Genomic DNA, 23,843 nt, shown 5'->3' with positions numbered 1-23,843 from the left:
AGGTCACGATCCGGCATCTGTCCAGGTTCTACCTCATTCACCACGCCACGGGATAGTGAGAGCGTGGTGCCGCAGGGGGACTGCACCGGAGCCCCACTGCGGCACAGCGCATTCTCGCTATCCCTCAGCCTCCGTCACACCGAACAGCGGTTGCATATGCCATCCCGGGCCAATCTCGGCAACCGCGAACACGCGATCCATGACAGTTGCACCGGTCTCCATCACAGGCCGCAGTTCGTGGCGGTACACCTTCGAGAATCACGCCGCTCTATCGACACGAAGGAACCTGAAATGCAGGTGACGATTGCTGCAGAGCCCGGTTCTCCCGACCGGGCTAACGAGGACAGCACGGCAACCGGCCCCGAAATCCTTGTGCTCCTCGACGGCGCCACAGCCCGGACGGGCACCGGGTGCATCCATGGCGTGTCGTGGTTCGCGGGCCACCTCGCGGAAGGGATCAAGGAGCATGCCCCTCTTGGTCCAGCGGGGGCACTGGCCGCAGCGATCAGCTGGACGGCCGATCTACACCGCGACACGTGCGATCTGTCGCACCCTGGCACTCCTTCGGCCGCCGTCGCCATCGTTCAGGTCACGGGGAGAACGATGCGCTACCTCGTGCTTGGTGACGTCACTGTCGTCATTGACTCGGCCGATGGCATACAGGTCGTCAGCGACCAGCGCGTGAGTCAGACGGCGGCGGCCGAGCGGGCCGCCGCCGATGCGATGCACGCCAGCGACCCGGAGAAGGCAGCAGCTCTCGTCCGCATGAAGCACGCAGAGTTGGCCGCCCGCAACGTGCCAGGCGGGTTTTGGGTAGCAACGACGGATCCGGCTGCGGCAGAGCATGCTCTGACTGGCGAGATTCCGGTCTCTGAGGTCCGCCAGGTGGCGGTTCTCAGCGACGGCGCAGCGCGAGCAGTGGAGTTCGGTCTCTACGACTGGCCCGACGTCCTCGACCTCCTACGGGACGCTGGACCAGACGCGCTGATCCGCCAGGTGAGAGGCGCCGAAGCGAGCGATCCCGACGCAACCCGATGGCCACGAAACAAGATCTCCGACGACGCGACCGCCACTTACTGCATCAACTTCTAGCCGAGCCGAGAGCGGCCCTCGCCCGCTTGGTGTGAACGAAATCCGATGCGCGCCCCTCCCGACCATGCTGTGGCGCCGTCATGTCATCAAACACCTTCCAAACGGCACGCAAGTTGGATTCATGTGTCATTCGAACGATCATCTGAAGCCGTTCTTGATTTGACTTGCCCGTCTTTCGCAACTGATCGAAAGAATAATTTGCCTGCCAGACGTCGATCTCCGTCGTTGCCCATTTCGAGACCAACGTCTCGTGGAACTCTTCCAGTTCGGCAAATCTGGCACGAGCTTCAGTGTCCGCACTCATTGGACCATAGATGAGCAGCCCATCGGCGATGGCCTCATCCCAGTCCTTGAACCACGTCTCACCAAATTCTCCAACGCTGCGATGCAACTTGTGAATGTTCCGCCAGAGGGCCAGTCGGAGGGACCAGGTCTTCCTAGCGGTCAGCCATACCCTGACGCGGAGGGACCACGCATCGAAGGCGAACTTGAACCCGAGTCCAGGTCCGGCGAATGTGATCCGCAGAAGGAGATACCCCGGCGATAATATGAGTGCGCTACCCGCGAACACCACAACTACGAAGGCGGCATCTTGAAGCCATTCGCTACCCGGCACATCAGCCGAGTTGGCGAGTTGCCCTACCGCCACGACTTCCATCAGGTAGATGGCCACGAGAATCAGGGCGTACATGCCCGCAGTTAGCCGGGCAAGGAGCGGCAGGTCGAGCGTCTGCGCGACATGCACCCTTGCGAGAAGTACAAGCGGTAGCCCAAGGATGGGCAGGACCGTTGCGATAGTCACCCAGAAATCCATGACCGAGAGTCTGCCTGCCGACGATGTCCGACACTGGGTGAACACCGTCGCGGAGCGGGTGATTATTGTCGTCCGCCGTAGACTCCAGCGAACTCCTGAGGGACAAACTGGGGGACTACAGCGTGAGCCCCGGCAGGATGTCGTGGGACGAACTGGGACGGCTCCTCAACACTCTCGGACCTCCGACACAGCCCGGGATTCCTTCACACCGAAGAGGTCACTGGTTCGATCCCAGTATCGCCACCGTGAGATAAGGCCCTCCGAACAGCGGAAACGCTGGCGGGGGGCCTTTCGCGTCGCCATAGGAGCGACCCAGCGGACTGACCGTTAGCCGGATATCTCCGCCGTCACGTCCCCCACGAACTCCCCCATCACCGCCGCACACTCCGGCCAGTGGGTCTCCAGCAGCATGTGTCCGGCGTCGTACACGTGCATCTCCAGCCGGTCGAGCACCCGGGCGTAGCCCATGATCTCGGCCAGGTCGAAGTAGGTGTCGTGCCGCCCCCACAGCACCAGGCACGGCGGCTGGTGGGTCCGGTGGTAGTCGGCGATCTCGTCGAACCGGGCGACGTGGCTCGCGTAGTCCCGGAACAGCTCGAACTGGGCCTCCAAGTTCCCGGGTCTCGACATCCGCCCCCAGTCCAGGTGCCACGACTCGGGCGGCTGGAGCTCGCGCACCCGGTCCGGCAGCCCGCTCACGTACTCGTCGCGGACGCCCTCGTAGTTGAGCCATTCGGGCAGGCGGGCCCGGTTCTCGTCCGACGGGTCGGCCCAGAACGCGCGGGCGCTGTCCCACTGGCTGCCCAGGCCGTCGTCGTGCGCGTTGCCGTTCTGGACGACGAGCCCGAGGATGCGACCCGGGTGCCGCGTGGCGAGGTAGTAGCCCACGGGGGCGCCGAAGTCGTGCAGGTACACGAAGAACCGGTCGACCCCGATCCGCTCCAGGAACGCCTCTACTGTGTCCGCGAGGTGCGCGAACGTGTACTCGTACTCGTCGATGCCCGGCGAGGCGGAGAACCCGAAGCCCGGCAGGTCGGGAGCCACGACACGACCCACCGAGGCCAGCGGCGACATCACGTTCCGGAAGAGGTGCGACGAGCTCGGGAAGCCGTGCAGCAGCAGCACGCAGGGCTGCCCGGAATCATCCGAGTCCCCCGCCTCCCGGTAGAAGATCTCGAGCCCGTCGACGTCGATCGTGCGGTGGCGCGGCTTGCTGGTCACCTTCATGGGGACCCTCCTCGATGAGTCCTCGATCGGCCGGAGTCCACTTCGATCGAGGCTAGCGGGACCGCCGTCGACTCACGAGATCGCGCCCGACTAGTGACATAGTCAGGAATCCTCACTAACATCCGCTTTGTTGCTGACAGTCCCGTAAGTACAACGAAGTACCACCGGAACCAAGGAGATCTGCCCATGTCACGAACACGGTCCCGCAGTCCCAGGCCCAGGCTCCGCAGGCTGGTGAACGCGATTGCCGCGTTCGGCGTGCTCGCCATCACCGCGACGGCGCTCGTCGTCACCCAGCCCGTAGCCGCCACCGCGGTCCCCGCCACGATCCCCCTGACCATCACCAACGACTCCGGCCGCGGCGACCAGGTCTTCATCTACGTCCTGGGCGACCCGCACACGGGCCGGCTCGGCTGGTCCGACGCCGGAGGCGCGTTCCACCCCTGGCCCACCGTGGGCGGGACACCGGTCGACGCGCCCGACGCCTCGATCGCCGGCCCGGCGGACGGGCAGTCGAAGACCATCCAGCTGCCCAAGATGTCCGGCCGGGTGTACTTCTCGTACGGCAGCAAGCTCTCGTTCAAGGTCGTCAACGACGGCCGCCTGGTCCAGCCGGCGGTGCAGAACCCGAGCGACCCGAACCGCAACAAGCTGTTCAGCTGGACCGAGTTCACGCTCAACGACTCCGGCCTCTGGATCAACAGCACCCAGGTCGACTTCCTCTCGGCCCCGTACCAGACGGGCCTGCGCAAGGCAGACGGCTCGGTGATCAGCACCGGGATGCTCAAGCCGGACGGCTACCAGAACGTCGTCAACGCGCTGGCCGGCACTCCCGGCTGGAACAACCTCGCCCAGCGCGCCCCCGACGGGTCGCTGCTCCGGGTCCTCGCCCCCGGGCACGCCATCGGGACCGGGCAGATCGACACGAACATCCTGGGCAGCTACATCGACCGGGTCTGGACCAAGTACTCAGGCGAAAACCTCATCGTCGCGCCCTACTCCTACGACCCGGCCGCCCGGTTCACGGGCCGCGTGGTGAACGGCGTCATGCGGTTCACCAACGCCTCGGGCGCGTACGTCACGGAGTTCCGCAAGCCGTCGAGCGACTCGGTCTTCGGCTGCTACAAGGACCTGGCCGCCCCGAACAACGACATCGGAGCCATCGCCCGCACCCTGTGCGCCGGCTTCCACCGCTCGACGCTCCTGACCACGACGACGCAGCCCGGCACCAGCACCTCGGGCTTCTACCAGGAGTCCGTCACCGACTACTACTCCAAGTACATCCACCAGCAGATGGCGAACGGCAAGGCCTACGGCTTCGCCTTCGACGACGTCCTGGCGCAGGAGTCCCTGGTGCACGACGGCAACCCGTCCGCCGCCTACATCCAGCTCGACCCGTTCCAGGGTGCGGCCACGCCCATCGCCGGGTCCGACGGCGGCGGGGGCGACGGCGGCTCCTCGGCCCTCCCGGCCGGCACGGGGCCGGTGCGCGCCGCGAACGGCATGTGCGTCGACGTCCCGTGGGCCGACGCGGCCGACGGCAACCCGCTCCAGATCGTCAACTGCAGCGGCAACGCCGCCCAGACGTGGGCCCGGTCGGGCTCCACGCTGAGCGCGCTGGGCAAGTGCATGGACATCTCGGGCGGCAGCACGGCCGACGGCGCCGTCGTCCAGCTGTGGAACTGCAACGGGACCGGTGCGCAGAACTGGACCTACCAGTCCGCTTCCCGGGCGGTGGTCAACCCCCAGTCGGGCAAGTGCCTGACGGCGGTCGGGGGCACTCCCCTGCGGGACGGTCAGCGACTCGAGATCCGCACCTGCACCGGCGCGGAGACGCAGCGCTGGACGTTCTAGGGCCCTCGTTGGCCTAGCGAACTAGGTGGTCGAGCTTGTCGCCGTTGGTCGAGTGTGTCGAGATCTGGGGTCTCGACACGCTCGACCAACGGCGGTGATCACCTCAGGAAGGCGAGCGCGTCGGCGGCGAAGCGCTTGTCGTTGAACGTGCCGCTGTGACTCTGTCCCGCGTAGACGACGAGCCGGGCTTCAGGGATGCCGTCGACGGTCTGTCGGGCCAGCTCCACCGGGTAGACGAGGTCCTTGTCGCCCTGGATCAACAGCGTGGGCGCCTTGATGTCGTGCAGCCGGCCACGCAGGTCGAAGCCGTCCTCGGCGTTGAGCACGGTGACCGCGTCGGTGTGGTCCTCGCGGCTCCCGTCCGAGAGCCAGAGCAGGCCCCCGAGCAGCTTCCGGCCGACCTTCGACTCCGTGACGACCTCGGCCAGCGCGGGGCTCGGCCGCCTGCCCTGGCGCGCGCGTTCGATGTAGCCGCGCTGGGCTCGTCTGCCGACGGGGCCGAGGGTGCAGGCGGTGCCACCCAGGACGAGGCGGCCGACCAGGCCGGGATGGTCGGCGGCCAGCTGGAGGGCGATGGACCCGCCCGTCGAGATGCCCAGCACGGGCACCCGGTCCTCGAAGGTGGCCCCGATCCCCGCCGCGTAGACGGACGCGAGGTCGGCCATCGTCGTCGTCGACGGCAGCCCGGGCGGTCGGTTGACGACGTAGACCGTGAAGTGCTCGGTGAACCGCCGGAGCATCCGCATCGTCGACCAGCGCGCGAGACCCGTCGGGTTGGCCGCCTGCGGAGTGAAGAGCAGGACCACCAGCGGCGGCCCGCTACCAGCGGAGAGATAGGGCAGTCCGTTCAGCATGCGGTGATCCTCTCGCCGCGACCTCGACCAGGCAACGCCATGAGCAGAACCCCACCGGTGCCGGGCAATCGCCTGCATGCGGCTCACTACGCTGGGGCGATGGACCAGTGGGACATGACCGACGGCGTCGTCGAGCTCCCCGACGGCCGGCGCGTCCGAGGCACGGGGCTGCGCCGCCCACGCCGGGACTCGCCCGCCCCGGACCTCGCCGTCTACCTGCTCGGCCGCGACCCGCGGGTGCCCGACTGGGAGTACCGGTGGGTCCGGTGGCGCGACTTCCGGCTGCCCGACTCGACCGAGCAGGCGCTGGCCGCGCTGCGCGAGGCGCACACGCGGGCGGCGTCCGAACGCGTGGAGATCGCCTGCGGCGGCGGGATCGGCAGGACGGGCACCGCGCTCGCGGTCCTCGCGGTCATGAGCGGGGTCCCGGCCGACGACGCTGTGCCCTGGGTCCGCACGAACTACCACCCGCGCGCGGTAGAGACCCGGCGTCAGCGGCGCTGGATCGGCGAGGTCGCGCCAGGGTGACGGGCGGTGGTCGGTAGAACGTCAGGTGATCGGTGGCCCGGGCTACCGATCACCTGACGTTCTGCCGACCACCCTCATCACGCCCGTCAGTCGCGCGCGAGCAGCTCCAGCGTGTCGATCACGCGGTTGGAGAAGCCCCACTCGTTGTCGTACCAGGCCACCACCTTGACGTGCTTGCCCTCGACGCGGACCAGCGCCGCGTCGAAGATGGCGGACGCCGCCTCCCCAGTGATGTCGCTGGAGACCAGCGGCTCGTCGGAGTAGTCGAGGATGCCCTTGAGCTTCCCGTCGGCCGCGGTCCGGTACGCCGCGAGGACGTCGTCGCGGGTGACCTCGCGCTCGACCGTCGTGTTGAGCTCCACGAGCGAGCCGACCGGCACGGGCACGCGGATCGAGTCGCCCGACAGCTTGCCGTTCAGGTTCGGCAGCACGAGGCCGATCGCCTTGGCCGCACCCGTCGTCGTGGGCGCGATGTTGACGGCGGCGGCGCGGGCCCTGCGCAGGTCGCGGTGCGGCCCGTCCTGCAGGTTCTGCTCCTGGGTGTAGGCGTGCACGGTGGTCATGAAGCCGTGCTCGATCCCGGCCAGGTCGTCCAGGACGGCGGCCAGCGGGGCCAGCGCGTTCGTGGTGCACGAGGCGTTCGAGACGATCACGTGCTCGGCCGGGTCGTAGACGTCGGTGTTCACGCCGTAGGCGAGCGTGACGTCGGCCCCGGCCGAGGGTGCGCTGACCAGCACCCGCCGCGCACCGGCGTCGAGGTGCGCGCGGGCGGCGTCGGCGGAGGTGAACCGGCCCGTGGCCTCGAGCACTATGTCGACGCCGAGCTCGGCCCACGGCAGCTTGGCGGGCTCGGGCTCGCCGAGCACCTTGATGCGGCGGCCGTCGACGACCAGCTCGTCGCCGTCGACCTCCACGGAGCGGCCGAGGCGGCCGAGCGCGCTGTCGTACTTGAGCAGATGAGCGAGCGCGTCCGGGGCGGTGAGGTCGTTGATCGCGACCACCTCGAGGTCGCTGTCGCGCTCGAGCAGCGCGCGGAGGGAGTTACGTCCGATGCGGCCGAAGCCGTTGATGGCGATGCGTGTCATGCCTCAATGCTCTGCCGACCGGCGCGACGTCGAAAGCGGCTGGAACGCCATGGTGCGCAAGCATCCCGCCAGACATAACGCCACCGTGCGCAAGGATCTCGCCACCCCTCTGCCGCGTTGTCAGAAAGCCCCGCACGTGTCAGACGCTCAGGTCATCGGAGTGACCTGAGCGTCTGACACGGGCGGGGCTTTCTGACAGTCACGCCGAGAACGTGTGCCGGTACTCCGTCGGAGACGTGCCGAGGATCCGGTGGAAGTGCAGGCGCAGGTTGGCCGCGGTGCCCAGCCCCACGCGGTGCGCGATCTGCTCGACGCTCAGGTCGCTGCGCTCCAGCAGCTCGCGCGCCAGGTCCACCCGCGCCCGGAGCACCCACTGCATCGGCGTGTACCCGGTGTCCTCCACGAACCGCCGCGAGAACGTGCGCGCCGAGACCCGCGCGTTGCGCGCCAGCGCGTCGAGCGTCAGCGGCTCGGCCAGGTGCTCCAGCACCCACGCCCGGGTGTCGGCGAACACGTCGCCGAGCGGTTCGGGCACGCTGCGCGGCACGTACTGCGCCTGTCCCCCGCTGCGGTACGGCGCGGCCACCAGCCTGCGGGCGACGTGGTTGGACAGCCCCACGCCGTGGTCGCGCCGCACCAGGTGCAGGCACAGGTCGATGCCGGACGCCGCCCCCGCCGACGTCAGCACCCCGCCCTCGTCGACGAACAGCACGTTCTCGTCCACCTGGACCAGCGGATGGCGCTCGCGGAGCGCCTTCGTGTAGTGCCAGTGCGTGGTCGCGCGCTTGCCGTCGAGCAGCCCGGTCGCGGCCAGGGCGAACGCCCCGGTCGAGATCGCGGCCAGCCGGGCCCCGCGGGCGTGGGCCGCCTTGAGCGCGTCGACGACGACGGCGGGCGGGTCCGCGGCGGCCGGCGTCCGGTAGCCGGGGACGAACACGGTGTCGGCCCGTTCGAGCGCGTCGAGCCCCTCGGCCACGTGGTACGAGAGGCCGTCGCCGCCGGTCACGAGCCCGGGCGCGGCGCCGCAGACCCGCACCTCGTAGGGCATGCTCGGCCGGTTCGAGAACACCTGCGCGGGGATGCCGACGTCGAGCGGCTTGGCGCCCTCCAGCACCAGCACGGCGATCTGGTGGTTCTTCCGGCGCGACACGCTCACGCCTCGCATCGTAGGCGGCCCGCACGGCGGAGGTCCGCCTCCAGAACACGATCAGGCATGCTGCACGGCCCAGAACCAGGCCTGATCATGTTCTGGAGGCGGACCTACCCGGGGCCGGGTCTCAGCGCACCGGCGCTCCCGGGCCGAGCGGGATGCCGAGCGCCCACCAGGCGAAGAACAGGCAGGTCCAGGCCAGCGTCATGCACACGGCCAGCGGCAGCGTGTAGGACGCGAGGGTGCCGATCCCGGCGCTCTTGCGGTACCGCTGGAGGAACCCGAGCGCCATGATGAAGTACGGGCTCATGGGCGTGATCGCCGTCGACCCGGAGTCGGCGATCCGGAACAGCGCCTGGGTGGTCTCGGCCGGCACGTCCAGCAGCATGAGCATCGGCACGACGATCGGTGCCGCGAGCGCCCACATCGCCGAGCCGCTGGTCACGAGCACGTTGACCAGAGACAGCAGCGCGAGGATCGCGAGGAACACCGCCCAGATCGGCACGCCGGTGGACTCCAGGGCCTCCGCGGAGTTCACGGCGATGACGTCGCCGATGTGCGTCCAGTCGAAGTACGCGAGGAACTGGGCGATGGCGAAGAACAGCACCAGCACGGGCGCCATCTGGCGCACGCCCTCGGCCATCAGCTTCGGCACGTCGGCCGCCTTGGTGATCGCGCCGGACCGCCATCCGTACACGATGCCGACCAGCGCGAACAGCACGGCGACGATCGCGGCGATCCCGTCCAGGAGCGGCGACTCGGTGAGGCTCCCGCCCTCGCCGCGCAGCGGGGACGACGGCGGCAGCACCACCGCGACGACCGCCAGCATCGCGACGAGGCCGCTGAGCATCGCCGCGCGCAGCGCGGACCGGTCGCGCGGCGAGAGCTCCAGGCCCTCGACGTCGTCCAGGTCTGCGTCGGGGTCGGCGTCGAGGTCGGGCCGCTTGGCGAGGACCAGGTTCGTGACCAGGGTGATCACTGTCGCCAGCAGCAGCGAGGACGCGATGTTGAAGTACCAGTTGCTTACGGGCGAGATGTACGCGTTCGGGTCGATGATCCGCGCGGCCTCGGTGGTGATGCCCGCGAAGATGGCGTCGTTCGGCGTCGGCACGGGGCTCGCGTCGTAACCGGACGCGATGGACGTGTAGGCCACGACCACGCCGAGGATCGGCGACTTGCCGACCGCGCGGAACGCGAGCCCGCCGAGCGGCACCAGGATGATGTACGCCGCGGCGCTCGCGACGTGCGAGACGGTGCCCGCGAACGCGACGGCGAACACGACCCACCCGACGGGCACGCGGGAGACCGAAACCTTCATGGCGGCCGACAGGAAGCCGGTGCGCTCGGCGATGGCGACGCCCATGATGACGGCGACGATGGTGCCCATCGGGCCGAACGTGGCGAAGTTGTCGACGGCGGTGGAGACGGCCATGGCCAGGCCCTCGCCGCTGAGCAGGTTCTGGACCACCACCTCCTCGCCGTCGGCCGGGGAGACCACGGAGACGCCGGCCGCCGCGAGCGCGGCGCTGAGCACGCCGAGGATGCCCGCGAGGATCCAGAACAGCCAGAACGGGTGCGGCAGGGCGTTGCCGAGGCGCTCGACGACGGCGAGGGCGCGCAGCACGCGGGGCAGGCGGTCCGGCTCGGGGCCCGAGGTTCCGGGGGTCCCGGCGGTGCCGGGCGTGGACGTGGCGGTCATGACGCCGCCCCCTGCCCGGCGCGCTCGGCCAGGAACCGGACCGGCAGGCGCTCGTCGTGCAGGAACTCCCACATGACCTCGTGGGCCTCGATGCTGTGCGTCGCGTAGCCGCCGCCGGAGTAGCTGTCCTCCCCCGGCCAGGTGTGGCCGCCGCCGAGCACCGCGACGTGCGTGACGTCGGCGCCGCGGTCGCACCGGGTCCAGTGGTAGGTGGTCACGTCGTCGGCGGTCTCCTCGACGCGGGGCCTGGTGGCGCACCCGTTGCGGTCGGCCCAGGCGGCGGACCAGTCCTGGACGGCCGGGAGGCCGCGGTCCGCGTCGCCGTCGTACGGGATGGTGGCGTCAGCGGTGCCGTGGAACTCGATGACCGGCACCGGGCGCTCCGGCGCGCAGTCCGGGTGGCCGGTCCCGTAGAAGGCGGCGGCCACGGGCGCGATCGCCGCGATCCGGTCCGACAGCTCGCAGGCGAGGATCCCGGTGAAACCTGCGCCGTTGGACTTGCCGGTCGCGTACACGCGCCGGGTGTCCACGCAGAGATCCGACTCCAGGGTGTCCAGCAGGTCGTTCGTGTACGCGATGTCGTCGACCCCGGGCGCCGAGTAGGGCGCCCCCTCCCAGGCCTGCCGGTCGCCGTCGCCCGTGCCGACCACGCCGTTGCCGTAGGCCACGATCGCCGGCAGGGCGTCCAGTCCCGAGAACGCCTCGGTCCCCGCGCCGGTGTTGCCGCGGCCGTGGAACACGAGCACGACCGGCCACGCACGGTCGCTGCGGTACCCGTCGGGCAGGTGCAGCTGCACGGTCCGTTCCCGGCCGTCGCTGGTGAGCGTGCGCAGCACGCTGCTGCCCGGTGCCTGGCCCGGGTCGGTCCCGCACCCGGCCGACGGCGACGCGGCGTCGGCGGACGGGGCGTCGACCAGTGCGGGTGCGGCGGAGGCCGTGGCAGCTCCGAGCGGACCGGCGAGGCCGGAGGCCGCGAGCACCAGCGCGGCCAGGAGCGCGGCGCGGCGGCCGGGCCGACGCCGGGCTCCCCCGGCGCCCGCGGGGGCGGATGATGCTGTCGTCGTTGACATGCGAGTCCTCTCTTGGTGCCCGTGTCCGGGCATGACGGGATGGACACCTGGCGGGCCAGGTGCGTCGTGGGGTTCGGTCCAGCCGGTACGAGGGGCCGGGCTAGGCGGCCAGCCACTCCTCGAGGAACGTGGTGATGCGGCCGACCATGGCCTTGACGATGGCGGCGCCGTCCTCGGCGGTGGCGCGGCGGGGGTCACCGAGCACGCCGTTGGGGCTGAGCCGGTCGTACGGGAGGGTGAGCGCGGGCTGCGCGTGGTGGCGCGCCGTCCGGGAGACGCCGTCGAGCTGGTCCGGGGTGGTGGTGCCCGGCTCGAGGCGGTCCGTGTGCACCAGGTGCGGTGCGATGTGCAGCATCTGCGCCGTCTCGGCCTCGCCCGAGTGCCCGTGGACGGCGCTCGGGTCCATCGCGGCCACCGCGTCGCCGGCCAGCGAGGTCAGGGGCGACCATGCGAGCTGGACCCCGGGGTGCGAGACCAGCAGGTCCTGCGCCACGGTCGTCAGCGTCGCGTTGTTGCCGCCGTGCCCGGTCACCACCAGGAACCGTGTCCAGCCGTGGTTGTGCAGGCTCGTCACGTACTCCCGCACGACGGCGGCGAACGTCCCCGTCGTCAGCGTCACCGTGCCGGCGAACGCCATGTGGTGCGGCGACACCCCCACCGGGAGCGACGGGCCCACCACCACCCGGCCGGCCAGGTTCGCGGCGACCCGCTCCACCACAGCCTCCGCGCGGAACAGGTCGGTCCCGAGCGCCATGCCCGGCCCGTGCTGCTCCAGCGCACCGGCGGGGATCAGCACGATCGTGCCGCGGGCAGCGGCGTCGGCCGCCTCCCGCGTCGTCATCTCCGCCAGGCGGACCGGCGCGCTCACGACGCGTCCCCGCCGAAGTCGGCCGCCTCCAGCGACTCCCGGATGGTCGTCAGGTGCTCCCGGGTGAGCCGTTCGGCGGCCGCGCCGTCGCCGTCGCGCACCGCCCCCAGGATCTCCAGGTGCTCGGCGTGGTCCCGCTGGCGGTCGTCGTACCGGAACCGGATCTCCGTCTGCTCGGGGGCCCGCACATGCAGCAGGGCCTCCACCGTCTCGCGCAGCAGGCCGTTGCCCGACGCCGCCGCCAGCTCCACGTGGAAGTTGAGCGCCGGGCGGAACCCGTGCACCGGGGGTTGCAGCGCCGTCGCCGTGGCGGCCTCCAGACGCTGCAGCCCCGCAGCGTCGCGGGCGCTCGCGGCGAGCGCCGCGATGCCGGGCTCGATGACCAGGCGGGCCTGGACGAGCTCGATCACCGAGGCCCTGGTGATGTGCGGCCGGTGCGGGTTGGCCAGCACCGACCGCTCGAGGCCCGGTCCGATGTACGTGCCGGAGCCGTGCCGCAGCTCGACCACGCCGGTGGCCTCCAGCCGCCGCAGGGCCTCGCGGACGGTCGGGGTCGTGACGGCGAACCGCTTGGCCAGGTCGCGGGAGGACTCCAGCACGTCGCCGGGTCCAAGGCTCTCGGAGCGGATCAGCTCGACGATGTCGTCCGCCAGCCGCTCCGAGAACGAGGCTCTACCTTGAGTCATGAAAGTGACTAAATCACTTGATGACTCACCGGTCAACCCCGCCGGGCCGCCAGGGACGCGTAGTCCGGCAGCTCTATCGCGTCCACCGCCTTGTCGATGCCGCCCATCACCATGCCGGCGAGCGGCGTCCTGAGCATCGCCCCCATCACCGCGGTCCGCGCCTTGATCTCGAAGGCCGTCGGCGGGAGGAAGCCCCGCGCCCCGCCCGGGAGCTGCTTCATGTTGGCCTGGGCGTACGGCCGCATGCGGGACTCGTACGCGGCGAAGGCGGGCTCGGGATCGCCGTCGGCCCGGGCGAGCTCGCCCGCCAGCACGTACGCCCCCACCAGCGCCAGCGACGTACCCATGCCCACGGAGCCGGCCGTGCAGGCGTCCCCGAGGAGCGCCACGCGACCCCGGTGCCAGGCCGGCATCTCCACCCGGACGTGCCGGTCGAAGTAGAAGTCGTCGGCGTCCCACATCGCGTCCAGCAGGCGCGGCACCTGCCAGCCCTCGCCGGCCAGGACGTCGGCGACTATCCGCTTCTGCCCGGCGATGTCACGCCGGTCGTAGGTCACCGGGTCGCCCGCGAAGTGCACCATGCCGCGAGCGCCCCCGTGCGCGGGGTACAGCAGCACGTTCCGGCCGCCGACGCCGTTGCCCTTCGGCATCGAGTACAGGAACTCCCAGCCGTCGAGACCCCAGGAGTCCCGGCCGGACTCCTGGGCGCTCTCGGCGGTGAACACCGCGCGGTGGTACCCGGAGTCGACGGTCCGCCACGCGCCGTCGAACGCGAGGCGCCGCGTCGTGGAGAAGACGCCGTCCGCCCCGACGACGGCGTCGAACCGGCGGGGCGCCGACCGCTCGAAGGTGACCCCCACGCCGTCGGGCAGCTGGTCGAGTGCCGTGATGCTGTCGTCGTAGACGTACTCCACACCCTCGGCGGCGTCCATGATGATGCGCATGAGGTCGCCGCGCAGGATCTCGATGTCGGCGATCACTCCGCCGGAGTGGCCGAACAGCTCGGTGGGGAGCTCGACGGTGCGACGTCCGGCGGTGTCGAGGTAGGCGATCCCGCGCACGCCGGTGTGGGCGGCGCGCACCTGGTCGGTGATGCCCATCCGGTCCAGGACGGTGCGGCCTGCGCCGCGGACGTCGATGCCCTGGCCGCCGGGGCGGGGTCCGGGGCTGCGCTCGACGACCGTGACGTCGAAGCCGTACCGGCGTAGCCAGAAGGCGAGGGCGGGTCCGGCGACGCTGGCGCCGGAGACGAGTACGTGGGTCATGGCTGCTCCTGGAGGTGGTGTACGAGCGGGTGTTTCGTACACCGTACGAACCGTCCTATGCTGGGTAAACCACGAGGTAGTACGGCAGGTAGTGCACCGATCGCATGCCCGGTGCGGCCTGCGGAACGCACGACCGGAGCCCGTCGAGTGCACTAGTACAGGAGCGCGATGTCCACCACGTACGAGCGGATCGCCGACGAGATCCGCGCCCGGATCCGATCGGGCGAGCTGAGCGCGGGCGATCCCGTCCCGTCCACGCGCCGGATCGTCGCCGAGCACGGCGTGGCGATGGCGACCGCGAGCCGGGTGCTCGACGCGCTGCGGCGGGACGGGCTCGTCGAGGCGCGGCGCGGGGTCGGCACCGTGGTCGCCGCCGGTGCGGGCACCGGTCCGGCGTCGCGCCCGGCCCCGGTCGTCGACGACGTCGTGCGCGCGGCCATGACCGTGGCCGACGCCGAAGGGCTCGGCGGGCTCTCGATGCGGCGGATCGCCACCGACCTCGGCATCCCCACCATGTCGCTCTACCAGCACGTACGAGGTCGCGAGGAGCTGCTGACCCGCATGCTCGACGCCGTCTACGCCTCCGCTCCCTTACCCGACCCGCTGCCCGACGGCTGGCGGGCCCGCGCCGAGGTGTGCGCCCGCACGATGTGGGACGCGTTCCAGCGCCACCCGTGGGCGGCACACGTCATGTCGATGACGCGGCCCCAGGTGCTGCCGCACGGTGTGCCCCACACCGAGGCGCTGCTGGCCGCGTTCGACGGCGTCCCCGGGCGGACGTTCGACGTCGACACCCGGATGCACCTGACCGTGTCGGTCTTCCAGTTCGTGCGCGGCGTCGGGGTCAGCATCGAGCCCGCTCTGCTGGCCCGCCAGGACACGGGCATGACCGACGAGGAATGGATGGACCAGTCGGTCCCCGGCCTCCGTGCCGTCGCGGACCCGCGCCGCTACCCCCACTTCGCCGTGGCGACGTCGACGGACATCGACCTCACCCTCGACTCGCTCTTCGAGTTCGGCCTGGCCCGCCTCCTGGACGGCTACGCGGTCTTCCTGGGCGAGACACCGTCCGCGCCGTAGGCTGACCGCGTGACGTCCAGCACGGTGAGCCGCCCGCGGGCGGGCCAGGCGATGTCCCCGCGCGAGCGGGAGAACCGGCGGCTGCTGCGGGCCCGGGACGCCATCGACCGCGACTACGGCCGACCGCTCGACGTGCCGACGCTGGCCCGCGTCGCCCACGTCTCGCCGTCGCACTTCAGCCGCAGCTTCCGGGCGACGTTCGGCGAGACACCGCACCGCTACCTGCAGCGGCGGCGCATCGAGCGGGCGATGGCGCTGCTGCGCGACACCGCGACCCAGGTGACCGACGTCGCCCTCCTGGTCGGGTTCAACAGCCTCGGCACCTTCAGCCGCACGTTCAGCGACATCGTCGGCGTCTCGCCGACGGAGTACCGGCGGCGGACGCGACCGGTAGCGGCTCCCGTCTGCTTCACGAAGAGCTGGCTACGCCCCGCCGACCGGGCCGGCTCAGGCCGAGCAGTTTCGGAGAAGCGCACCGCACCGGGGCCGCCGTAGCGTGACCGGCATGTTCAAGAACATCTCCATCACCTCCGTGTACGTCCTCGACCAGGACGAGGCCCTCGACTTCTACGTCGGCAAGCTCGGGTTCGCCGTCAGCAACGACGTCGACATGGGCTTCATGCGCTGGCTGACCGTCTCCCTGCCGGCCGACCCGGACCGCCACCTGCTCCTGGAGGTACCGGGGCCGCCCTCGCTGAGCGAGGAGGTCGCCGCCCAGGTCCGGGACCTGGTCACCAAGGGCGCGCTCGGGGTCGCGTGCATCCTGACCACCGACGACTGCCGCCGCACGTACGCCGAGCTCAGCGCCAAGGGCGTCGAGTTCACCGAGGAGCCTGTCGAGCAGCCGTACGGGATCGACTGCGCGCTGCGCGACCCGTTCGGCAACCACATCCGGGTCACGCAGCCCGCCATCGGCCCGGTGGAGGTCACGGACGAGGACATCGCCCGCTGGGGCGGTGCGCCGCAGAACGGCTGACGCCCCGGCCGGGGCCGGGGCTCAGGGCCGCGGCGGCCCGGCCTCGACGCGGCGCAGCACGGCGGCGCTCGAGTAGAGGTCGGGCGACTCGTACAGCCCGCGCTCGTCCCACCAGGTCGCCCCGGCCTCGGCCAGCGGTCCGACGACGTCGGCCGCCGCCTCCGGCGTCGTGCGCCCGCCCGCGACGACGTCGTACGGGCCGTCCGACGTGCGGTGCCCCGCGACGTAGGCCGCGACCTCGCGGACCTCGTCCGGCGTCGGCGGGACGCCGTGCCCGGACGCGAACAGCGGCACCACGCCGTCCCACTGCGCCGCGCGGCGGAACGGGCGGCGGTTGGGCCAGTACCCGCCCACCCACACCGGCGGCCGGGGCCGCTGGACGGTCGCGGGCAGCAGCTCCACGTCCCGCACCACGTAGTGCGGCCCGGCGTGGTCGACGCGCTCCCCCGCCCAGTAGCGGGCGAGCAGGCCGAGCCCCTCGTCCAGCTTCTCGGCGAGCACCACCGGGTCGGTCTCGTCGCCGAAGCTGCCGAACTCGTCCTCGACCGGCCCGCCGAGGCCCGCGCCGAAGATGACGCGGCCGCCGCTCACCGCGTCGAGCGTCGCCACCTGCCGGGCGAGCTGTTCGGGGCGGCGCCTGGCCACCGGGGTGACGAGGGTGCCCAGCCGGAGTCGTGACGTCGCGAGCGCCGCGGCGGTCAGGAGCATCCACGGGTCGCCGAACGGCTGGCCGCGGCGCATCTCCTTGCGGTGCACCACGTGGTCCCAGACGAACAGGCCGTCCCAGCCCGCGTCCTCGGCGGCGCGGGCGACGCTCGCGACGGTGCGGGGGTCGGCGAAGTCGCCGAAGTTGGGGATGTTCACGGAGTAGCGCATCACGCACCGGCCTCCCCGGTCTCGGCCTGGGCGGCCGGTTCGCGCAGCTCGCGCCACATGATCCGCAGCCCGACGTCGCCCAGCTCGGGGTGCCGGAAGGCGCCGGGCGCGACGCCGAGCGTCACGAAGCCGAGGCTCTCGTAGAGGTGGACGGCGCCCGCGTTGGTGTCGACCACGGCGTTGAACTGGATGGCGGCGTACCCGGCGCGGCGGGCCCAGCCGATCATGTCCTCGACGAGCGCCCGGCCGGCGCCGGTGCCGCGCACGGCACGGTCGACCATGATGCTGCCCGAGGCGATATGGCTGCCCGGGCCCGGCCGGTTCGGGTACATGTTCGCGGTGCCGACCACCGCGCCGTCGCGCACCGCGACGACCACCCGCACGGGGGCGTCCAGCCAGGCCGCCCGGGCCTGCGCCTCGGTCATGGCGGGGTCGTAGGAGAAGGTGTCGGCGGCGCGCACGACCTCGCGCACGATCGGCCAGATGTCCGGCCAGTCCTCGGCGGTGGCCCCGCGCACGGTGGTCGCGGGCCGGACCCCGAGCGTGGAACCGGGCGCGGCGTCGGCTGAAGGTTGCATGCCCCTACCCTGCCGCACGGCCTGCCGGTCCCGCCAAGGGATACCCCCACACGCCACCTCCCGCCGCAGTGCGGCCCGGCGTACGGTCGGAGCATGTGCCGAAACATCACGACGCTCCGCGGGCTCGAACCGCCCGCCACCGACGACGAGATCACCGCCGCCGCCCTGCAGTTCGTCCGCAAGGTCACGGGCGTGACCAAGGTGAGTGACGCCACACGCGAGCCGGTCGAGCAGGCCACGCAGGAGATCACGGAGATCGTGACGCGCCTGCTCGACGCGCTGCCGGAACGCCGTCAGCCACCCAAGACGGTGCCCCCGCTCCGCCGCGCGGAGGTCCAGGAGCGCATCGCGCAGCGCATCAAGGAGCGCGAGGAGCACGAACGCCTGCACGAGCTGGGCATCTCACACTCGCACTGAGCGGCTCGTACCCCTACAGTTGTCGTGTGCTCGCACCGCTCACCTGTTGCTGTCGCTGACCCCGGATCCATCCGTCGTCCGCGTGTATCGTCGCGCGCCCTGCAACACGCGCCCAGCAATAAGGAAGAGAACAGGTGCAGTACGCCAACTCTGTCATTGACCTCGTCGGCAACACGCCCCTCGTCCGGCTCCACCGGGTGACCGAGGGCGTGACCAGCGCGACCGTGCTCGTCAAGCTCGAGTACCTGAACCCCGGCGGGTCGTCCAAGGACCGCATCGCCGACCGCATCATCGAGGCGGCCGAACGGGAGGGCAAGCTCCGTCCGGGCGGCACCATCGTCGAGCCGACCTCCGGCAACACCGGGGTGGGCCTCGCGCTGGTCGCCCAGCAGCGCGGTTACCGGTGCGTGTTCGTGCTGCCCGACAAGGTGGGCAAGGACAAGCGCGACGTGCTCACGGCGTACGGCGCCGAGGTCGTCGTGACGCCGACGGCGGTCGCGCCCGACAGCCCCGAGTCGTACTACTCGGTGAGCGACCGGCTGGTGCGCGAGATCCCCGGCGCGTTCAAGCCCGACCAGTACTCGAACCCGAACGGCCCGCGCTCCCACTACGAGACGACCGGCCCCGAGATCTGGCGTGACACCGAGGGCAAGGTGACCCACTTCGTCGCGGGCGTCGGCACCGGCGGCACCATCACGGGCACGGGCCGGTACCTGCGCGAGGTGTCCGACGGCAAGGTGCGCATCATCGGCGCCGACCCCGAGGGCTCCGTGTACTCGGGCGGCACCGGCCGCCCGTACCTGGTCGAGGGCGTCGGCGAGGACTTCTGGCCGACCGCCTACGACCCCACCGTCCCCCACGAGATCATCGCCGTGGACGACGCCGAGTCGTTCGCGATGACCCGGCGCCTGGCGCGCGAGGAGGGCATCCTGGTGGGCGGGTCCAGCGGCATGGCGGTCGTCGCCGCGCTGCGTGCCGCCCGCGACCTCGGCCCGGACGACGTGGTGGTGGTCCTCCTGCCCGACGGCGGCCGCGGCTACCTCGCCAAGATCTTCGACGACACCTGGATGCGGTCCTACGGGTTCTCGCCCGCGATCGAGGACCACACGGTCGCCGACGTCCTGGCCGCGAAGGCGGACCGCACCCCGCCGCTGGTCTACGTGTACCGGACCGACACGGTCCGCGACGCGATCGACCGGATGACGCGCACCGGCGTCTCGCAGCTGCTCGTGCTCGCCGCCGAACCACCCGTGGTCCTCGGCGAGGTGGCCGGTGCCGTGCACGAGGACGACCTGCTCGACGGCGTGTTCGCCGGCAAGGTCAACCTCTCCGACGAGGTGGGCGGGCTCATCGGCAGGCCCCTGCCGCTCGTCGGCGTCAACGAGCCCGTCGGGGCGCTGCGCGCGGCGCTCGCGACCGACGGCGCCCTGCTCGTGACCGACGGCGGCAAGGCGCTCGGCGTCGTGTCGCGCTCGGACCTGCTCGACTACCTCGCCGTCTGACCCGTCGCGCCGCCCGACCGGGCCCGCCCCTCCCCGCATCAGCTCGCATCAGCTCGCATCAGCTCGCAGCACTGAACCCTCGAAGAGAGAGCACCATGACCGACGTCCGACCCAACCGCTTTGACACCCTCGCGATCCACGCGGGACAGCACCCCGACCCGACGACCGGCGACGCGATCCCGGCGATCCACGTCACCTCCACCTACGCGCAGGACGGCATCGGCGGGCTGCGCGGCGGGTACGAGTACTCGCGCGGGGGCAACCCGACGCGGACCGCGCTGGAGGAGCAGCTCGCGGCCATCGAGGGCGGCGCCCAGGGCATCTCGTTCGCGTCCGGCCTCGCCGCCGAGGACGCCCTGCTGCGCGCCGTGCTCGCGCCCGGGGACCACGTGCTCGTGCCGAACGACGTGTACGGCGGCACGCACCGGCTCGTCCGCACCATCCACGGCAAGGCCGGCATCCAGCACACGACGGTGGACACCGCCGACCTCGACGCCGTCCGCGCCGCGATCCGGCCCGAGTCCAAGGTGCTGTGGGTCGAGACGCCGTCGAACCCCCTGATGAAGATCAGCGACATCCCCGCGCTGGCCGGCCTCGCCCGGGAGGCGGGCCTGCTCCTGGTCGTCGACAACACGTTCGCGTCGCCCGCCCTCCAGCGCCCGCTCGACCTCGGTGCCGACGTCGTGGTGCACTCCACGACCAAGTACCTCGGCGGGCACTCCGACGTCGTCGGCGGGGCGGTGGTCGTGGCGAACGGCGGCGAGGAGCTCGCCGAGCAGGTGCGCTACGTGCAGTTCGCGGCGGGCGCGGTGTCCAGCCCGTTCGACGCGTTCCTGACCACGCGGGGCATCAAGACCCTCTCCGTGCGGATGCAGCGCCACTCCGAGACCGCCCAGACGCTCGCCGAGCGCCTGGTCGAGCACCCCGCGGTGGCCCGCGTGCTCTACCCCGGCCTGCCCGACCACCCGGGCCACAAGACCGCCGCGCACCAGATGTCGCGCTTCGGCGGCATGATCTCGCTGGAGCTGGCGGGCGGGGAGCGCGCCGCGCGCACGTTCGCCGAGTCGACCCGGGTCTTCCTGCTCGCCGAGTCGCTCGGTGGCGTCGAGTCGCTGGTCAACTACCCGAGCGAGATGACGCACGCCTCGGTGCGCGGCACGGAGGCCGAGGTGTCGCCGTCGATCGTCCGCCTGTCGGTAGGCCTGGAAGACGTGACGGACCTCCTGGACGACGTCGGACAGGCCCTGGACCGCATCCGTTGAGTGCTGGGTATTTGCCCTCTCGGAGCGCTCAAGAGGGCAAATATCACGCACTCAGCGCTTGATCCGGCGGGCGCTAGCCTGGGGGCGTGAGCGAACACGCCCCCGTCAGCGCTGCCATGCACCGGGCCAAGGCAGATGCCCGCGCCTCCCACGTCACCGTGGGTCTCGTGCGGCATCTGGCCGGCGACCGCGAGGAGATCGACTGCTCCTGCGGCATGACGCTGACCAACGGGCCGCAGTGGTCGCTCGACGAGCACATCCGCCTGCACAGGGCAGAGGCGCGCTACCTGGCGTTGAGCCAGGTAGCGCCGGCGGGCATGCCGCGCCTCATCCCCGTGGGCCCGGGGCGGCTACCCCGCTGACGCGGCCGTCAGAGCTCCTCCGGGTCGTCCCAGGACACACCGCTCGACGATCCGGAGATCGGGTCGAGGGCGCAGTCGGCGAGGTTGCGCGGCGCCTTGGAGGCGTCTCCGCCGCCGAGCAGGCCCCGGCGGGTTGCGGCGCGGCGGACGGCCGGCGGCGCGATGCGTGCGTAGAAGGCGTTCGACTCGTCGACCAGATCGGTCGGACCTGAGTCGGCGGGCTCGGTGGCGGACTGGGGTTCCCCCGTGATCATGAACACATTCTCGCAGAAACCCGGCTGGCTGCACATCCACTTGGCACATTATTTCTAATCCTCGCCAAGCCTCCACCGCGACGGCACGCCCGGCACGCAGATCTCCCCCCACCTGCACCGCCGGGGTGTGATGATCGTCGGATGCAGACCTGGCCTGGGCGCCCCTACCCCCTTGGCGCGACGTTCGACGGTACGGGTACCAACTTCGCGCTCTACTCGTCGGTCGCCCAGAAGGTGGAGCTGTGCCTCCTGGCCGACGACGACACCGAGACCCGCGTCGCCGTCACCGAGACCGATGCTCACGTGTGGCACGTCTACCTGCCCGGGGTCGGCCCCGGCACGCGGTACGGGTACCGCGTGCACGGGCCGTACGACCCGGCGTCGGGCCACCGCTGCAACCCGGCGAAGCTCCTGCTCGACCCGTACGCCAAGGCGGTGGACGGCGACCTCGACGGCGACCCGTCCCTGTTCTCGTACTCGTTCGACGACGTGGAGCAGGCCACGACGGGCACCACGCCGGAGTCCTCCGACTCGCTGGGCCACACCATGGTCTCCGTCGTGGTCAACCCGTTCTTCGACTGGGGCCACGACCGCCCGCCGGCCACGCCGTACCACGAGACGGTGATCTACGAGGCGCACGTCAAGGGCCTCACGATGCGCCACCCCGACGTCCCCGACGAGCTGCGCGGCACGTACGCGGGGCTCGCGCACCCGGCAGTGATCGAGCACCTGAAGAAGCTGGGCGTCACGGCCATCGAGCTGATGCCGGTGCACCAGTTCGTCACCGACCCGTCGCTCGCGGCCAAGGGCCTGACGAACTACTGGGGCTACAACACCATCGGGTTCTTCGCGCCGCACAACGGCTACGCGGGCTACGGCCGGCGCGGCCAGCAGGTCATGGAGTTCAAGGCCATGGTCAAGGCGATGCACCAGGCGGGCATCGAGGTGCTGCTCGACGTCGTCTACAACCACACCGCCGAGGGCAACCAGCTGGGGCCCACGCTGAGCTTCCGGGGCATCGACAACGCCGCCTACTACCGGCTGGTCGACGGCGACGAGGCGCACTACTTCGACACGACGGGCACCGGCAACTCGCTGCTCATGCGCTCCCCCGCCGTGCTGCAGCTCATCATGGACTCGCTGCGCTACTGGGTCGAGGAGATGCACGTCGACGGGTTCCGCTTCGACCTGGCGGCCACGCTGGCCCGCCAGTTCCACGAGGTCGACCGGCTGAGCGCGTTCTTCGACATCGTGCACCAGGACCCGGTGATCTCCCAGGTCAAGCTGATCGCCGAGCCGTGGGACCTGGGCGACGGCGGCTACCAGGTGGGCGGGTTCCCGTCCCTGTGGACCGAGTGGAACGGCCGCTACCGCGACACCGTGCGCGACTTCTGGCGCGGGGAGCCGTCGACCCTGCCGGAGTTCGCCTCCCGCCTGACGGGGTCGAGCGACCTGTACGAGCACAGCGGCCGCATGCCCAGCGCATCCATCAACTTCGTCACGGCCCACGACGGCTTCACGCTCGCCGACCTCACGTCGTACGACGAGAAGCACAACGAGGCCAACGGGGAGGACAACCAGGACGGCGAGAGCCACAACCGGTCCTGGAACTGCGGCGTCGAGGGCCCCACCGACGACCCGGAGATCCGGGAGCTGCGCGCCCGGCAGCGCCGCAACCTCCTGGTGACGCTCATGCTGAGCCAGGGCGTGCCGATGATCGCGCACGGCGACGAGCTCGGGCGCACGCAGCAGGGCAACAACAACGCCTACTGCCAGGACAACGAGCTCTCCTGGATGGACTGGGAGCTCGAGGACGAGAACGCGGCGCTGCTGGAGTTCGCCAGGAAGGCGGTGCGGCTGCGCCGCGACCACCCGATCCTGCACCGCCGCCGGTTCTTCGACGGCAGCGGCACGGACGCGCTCGGGGACGTCGAGTGGCTCGACCTCACGGGCGCGCGGATGGACGACACGGACTGGCACCAGTCGTACGCCAGGACGGTCGCGGTGTTCCTGAACGGCGACGCGATCTCCGAGACCGGCGGGCGCGGCGAGCGGGTGGTCGACGACTCGTTCCTGCTGCTGCTCAACGCCCATTCCGGGGCCCTGGACTTCACTCTGCCGCCTGGTGCCTACGGAAAGGCCTGGACCGTGGTGCTGGACACCGACGGCAGCGCCGAGCCCGGAACCGTGCTGGACGCCGGTACCGGACTGACCGTGACGGGACGCAGCGTCGTGGTGCTGACCCGCCCAAGCGGAACACCGGGCTAGGCTGTCCGCCGTGACCGGACCGAGGAGTGGAACCGGGGGAACCACACCACCGCCCCGACCAGGGCCTGACATGCCC

At 71.1% G+C, this 23,843-nt stretch carries 24 protein-coding genes; 11 read left to right on the top strand and 13 right to left on the bottom strand.

Going from position 1 to position 23,843, the window contains the following annotated elements; translation table 11 throughout:
• Positions 1 to 291 precede the first annotated feature (291 nt).
• Positions 292 to 1,092: a protein phosphatase 2C domain-containing protein gene (locus ACNYC2_RS08690; RefSeq protein WP_419706637.1), complete on the top strand. Its 801-nt coding sequence runs from the start codon at positions 292 to 294 to the stop codon at positions 1,090 to 1,092.
• Here the strand turns inward: ACNYC2_RS08690 and ACNYC2_RS08685 are convergent.
• On the bottom strand, positions 1,082 to 1,906 hold the full coding sequence (locus ACNYC2_RS08685; protein WP_419706636.1) for a hypothetical protein: 825 nt from the start codon (positions 1,904 to 1,906) through the stop codon (positions 1,082 to 1,084). The two genes, ACNYC2_RS08690 and ACNYC2_RS08685, sit on opposite strands and share 11 nt — an antisense overlap.
• 327 nt (positions 1,907 to 2,233) lie before the next feature.
• Positions 2,234 to 3,133, bottom strand: a complete 900-nt coding sequence (locus ACNYC2_RS08680; protein ID WP_419706635.1) for an alpha/beta fold hydrolase — start codon at positions 3,131 to 3,133, stop codon at positions 2,234 to 2,236.
• Positions 3,134 to 3,367: 234 nt separating this feature from the next.
• Here ACNYC2_RS08680 and ACNYC2_RS08675 point away from each other — a divergent pair, with 234 nt between their 5' ends.
• Positions 3,368 to 4,987, top strand: coding sequence for a beta-1,3-glucanase family protein (locus ACNYC2_RS08675; RefSeq protein WP_419706634.1), 1,620 nt, complete (start codon positions 3,368 to 3,370; stop codon positions 4,985 to 4,987).
• 98 nt (positions 4,988 to 5,085) lie between these two features.
• Here ACNYC2_RS08675 and ACNYC2_RS08670 read toward each other — a convergent pair whose 3' ends face one another.
• Entirely contained in the window at positions 5,086 to 5,841 is a 756-nt protein-coding gene (locus tag ACNYC2_RS08670) for an alpha/beta fold hydrolase (RefSeq protein WP_419706633.1), read from the bottom strand.
• Between the two features lie 99 nt (positions 5,842 to 5,940).
• Between ACNYC2_RS08670 and ACNYC2_RS08665 the strand changes: the two genes are divergently transcribed.
• The gene (locus ACNYC2_RS08665) at positions 5,941 to 6,369 is read left to right on the top strand and encodes a protein-tyrosine phosphatase family protein (RefSeq protein ID WP_419706632.1); all 429 of its coding nucleotides are present in this window, start codon (positions 5,941 to 5,943) and stop codon (positions 6,367 to 6,369) included.
• A gap of 86 nt (positions 6,370 to 6,455) precedes the next feature.
• Here ACNYC2_RS08665 and gap read toward each other — a convergent pair whose 3' ends face one another.
• From gap to ACNYC2_RS08630, 7 genes are all read right to left on the bottom strand, one after another.
• Positions 6,456 to 7,454 (bottom strand): type I glyceraldehyde-3-phosphate dehydrogenase, encoded by a 999-nt coding sequence (gene gap, locus ACNYC2_RS08660; protein ID WP_419706631.1) that lies wholly within the window; start codon positions 7,452 to 7,454, stop codon positions 6,456 to 6,458.
• A gap of 199 nt (positions 7,455 to 7,653) precedes the next feature.
• Positions 7,654 to 8,610 carry a GlxA family transcriptional regulator gene (locus ACNYC2_RS08655; protein WP_419706630.1) on the bottom strand — a complete coding sequence of 319 codons (957 nt, stop codon included), beginning with the start codon at positions 8,608 to 8,610 and terminating at the stop codon, positions 7,654 to 7,656.
• Positions 8,611 to 8,731: 121 nt separating this feature from the next.
• Positions 8,732 to 10,303: an AbgT family transporter gene (locus ACNYC2_RS08650; RefSeq protein ID WP_419706629.1), complete on the bottom strand. Its 1,572-nt coding sequence runs from the start codon at positions 10,301 to 10,303 to the stop codon at positions 8,732 to 8,734.
• Positions 10,300 to 11,373 carry an alpha/beta hydrolase family esterase gene (locus ACNYC2_RS08645; protein WP_419706628.1) on the bottom strand — a complete coding sequence of 358 codons (1,074 nt, stop codon included), beginning with the start codon at positions 11,371 to 11,373 and terminating at the stop codon, positions 10,300 to 10,302. The genes ACNYC2_RS08650 and ACNYC2_RS08645 overlap by 4 nt, the downstream gene beginning before the upstream one ends.
• Positions 11,374 to 11,473: 100 nt before the next feature.
• Positions 11,474 to 12,241: a creatininase family protein gene (locus tag ACNYC2_RS08640; RefSeq protein ID WP_419706627.1), complete on the bottom strand. Its 768-nt coding sequence runs from the start codon at positions 12,239 to 12,241 to the stop codon at positions 11,474 to 11,476.
• Positions 12,238 to 12,927 carry a FadR/GntR family transcriptional regulator gene (locus ACNYC2_RS08635; RefSeq protein ID WP_419706626.1) on the bottom strand — a complete coding sequence of 230 codons (690 nt, stop codon included), beginning with the start codon at positions 12,925 to 12,927 and terminating at the stop codon, positions 12,238 to 12,240. The genes ACNYC2_RS08640 and ACNYC2_RS08635 overlap by 4 nt, the downstream gene beginning before the upstream one ends.
• A gap of 32 nt (positions 12,928 to 12,959) precedes the next feature.
• Positions 12,960 to 14,192: an FAD-dependent monooxygenase gene (locus ACNYC2_RS08630; RefSeq protein WP_419706625.1), complete on the bottom strand. Its 1,233-nt coding sequence runs from the start codon at positions 14,190 to 14,192 to the stop codon at positions 12,960 to 12,962.
• A gap of 168 nt (positions 14,193 to 14,360) precedes the next feature.
• On the opposite strand from ACNYC2_RS08630, the gene ACNYC2_RS08625 reads away from it, so the two are divergent.
• From ACNYC2_RS08625 to ACNYC2_RS08615, 3 genes are read left to right on the top strand one after another with little or no spacing between them, the layout of a single operon-like run.
• Positions 14,361 to 15,272 (top strand): GntR family transcriptional regulator, encoded by a 912-nt coding sequence (locus tag ACNYC2_RS08625; RefSeq protein WP_419706624.1) that lies wholly within the window; start codon positions 14,361 to 14,363, stop codon positions 15,270 to 15,272.
• Between the two features lie 51 nt (positions 15,273 to 15,323).
• Positions 15,324 to 15,767 carry a helix-turn-helix transcriptional regulator gene (locus tag ACNYC2_RS08620; RefSeq protein ID WP_419707796.1) on the top strand — a complete coding sequence of 148 codons (444 nt, stop codon included), beginning with the start codon at positions 15,324 to 15,326 and terminating at the stop codon, positions 15,765 to 15,767.
• A 10-nt stretch (positions 15,768 to 15,777) separates the two neighbouring features.
• The gene (locus tag ACNYC2_RS08615; RefSeq protein ID WP_419706623.1) at positions 15,778 to 16,248 is read left to right on the top strand and encodes a VOC family protein; all 471 of its coding nucleotides are present in this window, start codon (positions 15,778 to 15,780) and stop codon (positions 16,246 to 16,248) included.
• Between the two features lie 21 nt (positions 16,249 to 16,269).
• Here ACNYC2_RS08615 and ACNYC2_RS08610 read toward each other — a convergent pair whose 3' ends face one another.
• Together ACNYC2_RS08610 and ACNYC2_RS08605 are read right to left on the bottom strand one after the other, a co-directional pair.
• Positions 16,270 to 17,124: an LLM class flavin-dependent oxidoreductase gene (locus ACNYC2_RS08610; RefSeq protein WP_419707795.1), complete on the bottom strand. Its 855-nt coding sequence runs from the start codon at positions 17,122 to 17,124 to the stop codon at positions 16,270 to 16,272.
• Positions 17,124 to 17,702: an N-acetyltransferase family protein gene (locus ACNYC2_RS08605; protein WP_419706622.1), complete on the bottom strand. Its 579-nt coding sequence runs from the start codon at positions 17,700 to 17,702 to the stop codon at positions 17,124 to 17,126. The genes ACNYC2_RS08610 and ACNYC2_RS08605 overlap by 1 nt, the downstream gene beginning before the upstream one ends.
• A 93-nt stretch (positions 17,703 to 17,795) precedes the next feature.
• Here ACNYC2_RS08605 and ACNYC2_RS08600 point away from each other — a divergent pair, with 93 nt between their 5' ends.
• The 4 genes from ACNYC2_RS08600 (at position 17,796) to ACNYC2_RS08585 (ending at position 21,245) form a co-directional block, all read left to right on the top strand.
• Positions 17,796 to 18,119, top strand: a complete 324-nt coding sequence (locus tag ACNYC2_RS08600; RefSeq protein WP_419706621.1) for a DUF2277 domain-containing protein — start codon at positions 17,796 to 17,798, stop codon at positions 18,117 to 18,119.
• Positions 18,120 to 18,253: 134 nt separating this feature from the next.
• Entirely contained in the window at positions 18,254 to 19,621 is a 1,368-nt protein-coding gene (locus ACNYC2_RS08595; RefSeq protein WP_419706620.1) for a cystathionine beta-synthase, read from the top strand.
• 95 nt (positions 19,622 to 19,716) lie between these two features.
• Positions 19,717 to 20,883: a cystathionine gamma-synthase gene (locus ACNYC2_RS08590; protein ID WP_419706619.1), complete on the top strand. Its 1,167-nt coding sequence runs from the start codon at positions 19,717 to 19,719 to the stop codon at positions 20,881 to 20,883.
• Positions 20,884 to 20,969: 86 nt separating this feature from the next.
• The gene (locus tag ACNYC2_RS08585) at positions 20,970 to 21,245 is read left to right on the top strand and encodes a hypothetical protein (protein ID WP_377133424.1); all 276 of its coding nucleotides are present in this window, start codon (positions 20,970 to 20,972) and stop codon (positions 21,243 to 21,245) included.
• A gap of 8 nt (positions 21,246 to 21,253) precedes the next feature.
• On the opposite strand, the gene ACNYC2_RS08580 is transcribed toward ACNYC2_RS08585, so the two are convergent.
• Positions 21,254 to 21,499, bottom strand: coding sequence for a hypothetical protein (locus ACNYC2_RS08580; protein ID WP_377133426.1), 246 nt, complete (start codon positions 21,497 to 21,499; stop codon positions 21,254 to 21,256).
• 141 nt (positions 21,500 to 21,640) lie between these two features.
• Between ACNYC2_RS08580 and glgX the strand changes: the two genes are divergently transcribed.
• The gene (gene glgX, locus ACNYC2_RS08575; RefSeq protein WP_419706618.1) at positions 21,641 to 23,767 is read left to right on the top strand and encodes a glycogen debranching protein GlgX; all 2,127 of its coding nucleotides are present in this window, start codon (positions 21,641 to 21,643) and stop codon (positions 23,765 to 23,767) included.
• Positions 23,768 to 23,843 lie beyond the last annotated feature (76 nt).

Source organism: Promicromonospora sp. NFX87, from assembly GCF_048564965.1.
GTDB lineage: Bacteria > Actinomycetota > Actinomycetes > Actinomycetales > Cellulomonadaceae > Promicromonospora.
The sequence above is the reverse complement of the archived record's forward strand: the minus strand, read 5'-3'. Positions and strand labels throughout refer to the sequence as shown.

Coding starts and splice junctions, on each gene's coding strand:
- ACNYC2_RS08690 (WP_419706637.1), top strand. CDS start 292: ATGCAGGTGACGATTGCTGCAGAGCCCGGTTCTCCCGACCGGGCTAAC.
- ACNYC2_RS08685 (WP_419706636.1), bottom strand. CDS start 1,906: ATGGATTTCTGGGTGACTATCGCAACGGTCCTGCCCATCCTTGGGCTA.
- ACNYC2_RS08680 (WP_419706635.1), bottom strand. CDS start 3,133: ATGAAGGTGACCAGCAAGCCGCGCCACCGCACGATCGACGTCGACGGG.
- ACNYC2_RS08670 (WP_419706633.1), bottom strand. CDS start 5,841: ATGCTGAACGGACTGCCCTATCTCTCCGCTGGTAGCGGGCCGCCGCTG.
- ACNYC2_RS08665 (WP_419706632.1), top strand. CDS start 5,941: ATGGACCAGTGGGACATGACCGACGGCGTCGTCGAGCTCCCCGACGGC.
- gap (WP_419706631.1), bottom strand. CDS start 7,454: ATGACACGCATCGCCATCAACGGCTTCGGCCGCATCGGACGTAACTCC.
- ACNYC2_RS08650 (WP_419706629.1), bottom strand. CDS start 10,303: ATGACCGCCACGTCCACGCCCGGCACCGCCGGGACCCCCGGAACCTCG.
- ACNYC2_RS08645 (WP_419706628.1), bottom strand. CDS start 11,373: ATGTCAACGACGACAGCATCATCCGCCCCCGCGGGCGCCGGGGGAGCC.
- ACNYC2_RS08635 (WP_419706626.1), bottom strand. CDS start 12,927: ATGACTCAAGGTAGAGCCTCGTTCTCGGAGCGGCTGGCGGACGACATC.
- ACNYC2_RS08630 (WP_419706625.1), bottom strand. CDS start 14,192: ATGACCCACGTACTCGTCTCCGGCGCCAGCGTCGCCGGACCCGCCCTC.
- ACNYC2_RS08625 (WP_419706624.1), top strand. CDS start 14,361: ATGTCCACCACGTACGAGCGGATCGCCGACGAGATCCGCGCCCGGATC.
- ACNYC2_RS08620 (WP_419707796.1), top strand. CDS start 15,324: ATGTCCCCGCGCGAGCGGGAGAACCGGCGGCTGCTGCGGGCCCGGGAC.
- ACNYC2_RS08615 (WP_419706623.1), top strand. CDS start 15,778: ATGTTCAAGAACATCTCCATCACCTCCGTGTACGTCCTCGACCAGGAC.
- ACNYC2_RS08610 (WP_419707795.1), bottom strand. CDS start 17,124: ATGCGCTACTCCGTGAACATCCCCAACTTCGGCGACTTCGCCGACCCC.
- ACNYC2_RS08605 (WP_419706622.1), bottom strand. CDS start 17,702: ATGCAACCTTCAGCCGACGCCGCGCCCGGTTCCACGCTCGGGGTCCGG.
- ACNYC2_RS08600 (WP_419706621.1), top strand. CDS start 17,796: ATGTGCCGAAACATCACGACGCTCCGCGGGCTCGAACCGCCCGCCACC.
- ACNYC2_RS08590 (WP_419706619.1), top strand. CDS start 19,717: ATGACCGACGTCCGACCCAACCGCTTTGACACCCTCGCGATCCACGCG.
- ACNYC2_RS08580 (WP_377133426.1), bottom strand. CDS start 21,499: ATGATCACGGGGGAACCCCAGTCCGCCACCGAGCCCGCCGACTCAGGT.
- glgX (WP_419706618.1), top strand. CDS start 21,641: ATGCAGACCTGGCCTGGGCGCCCCTACCCCCTTGGCGCGACGTTCGAC.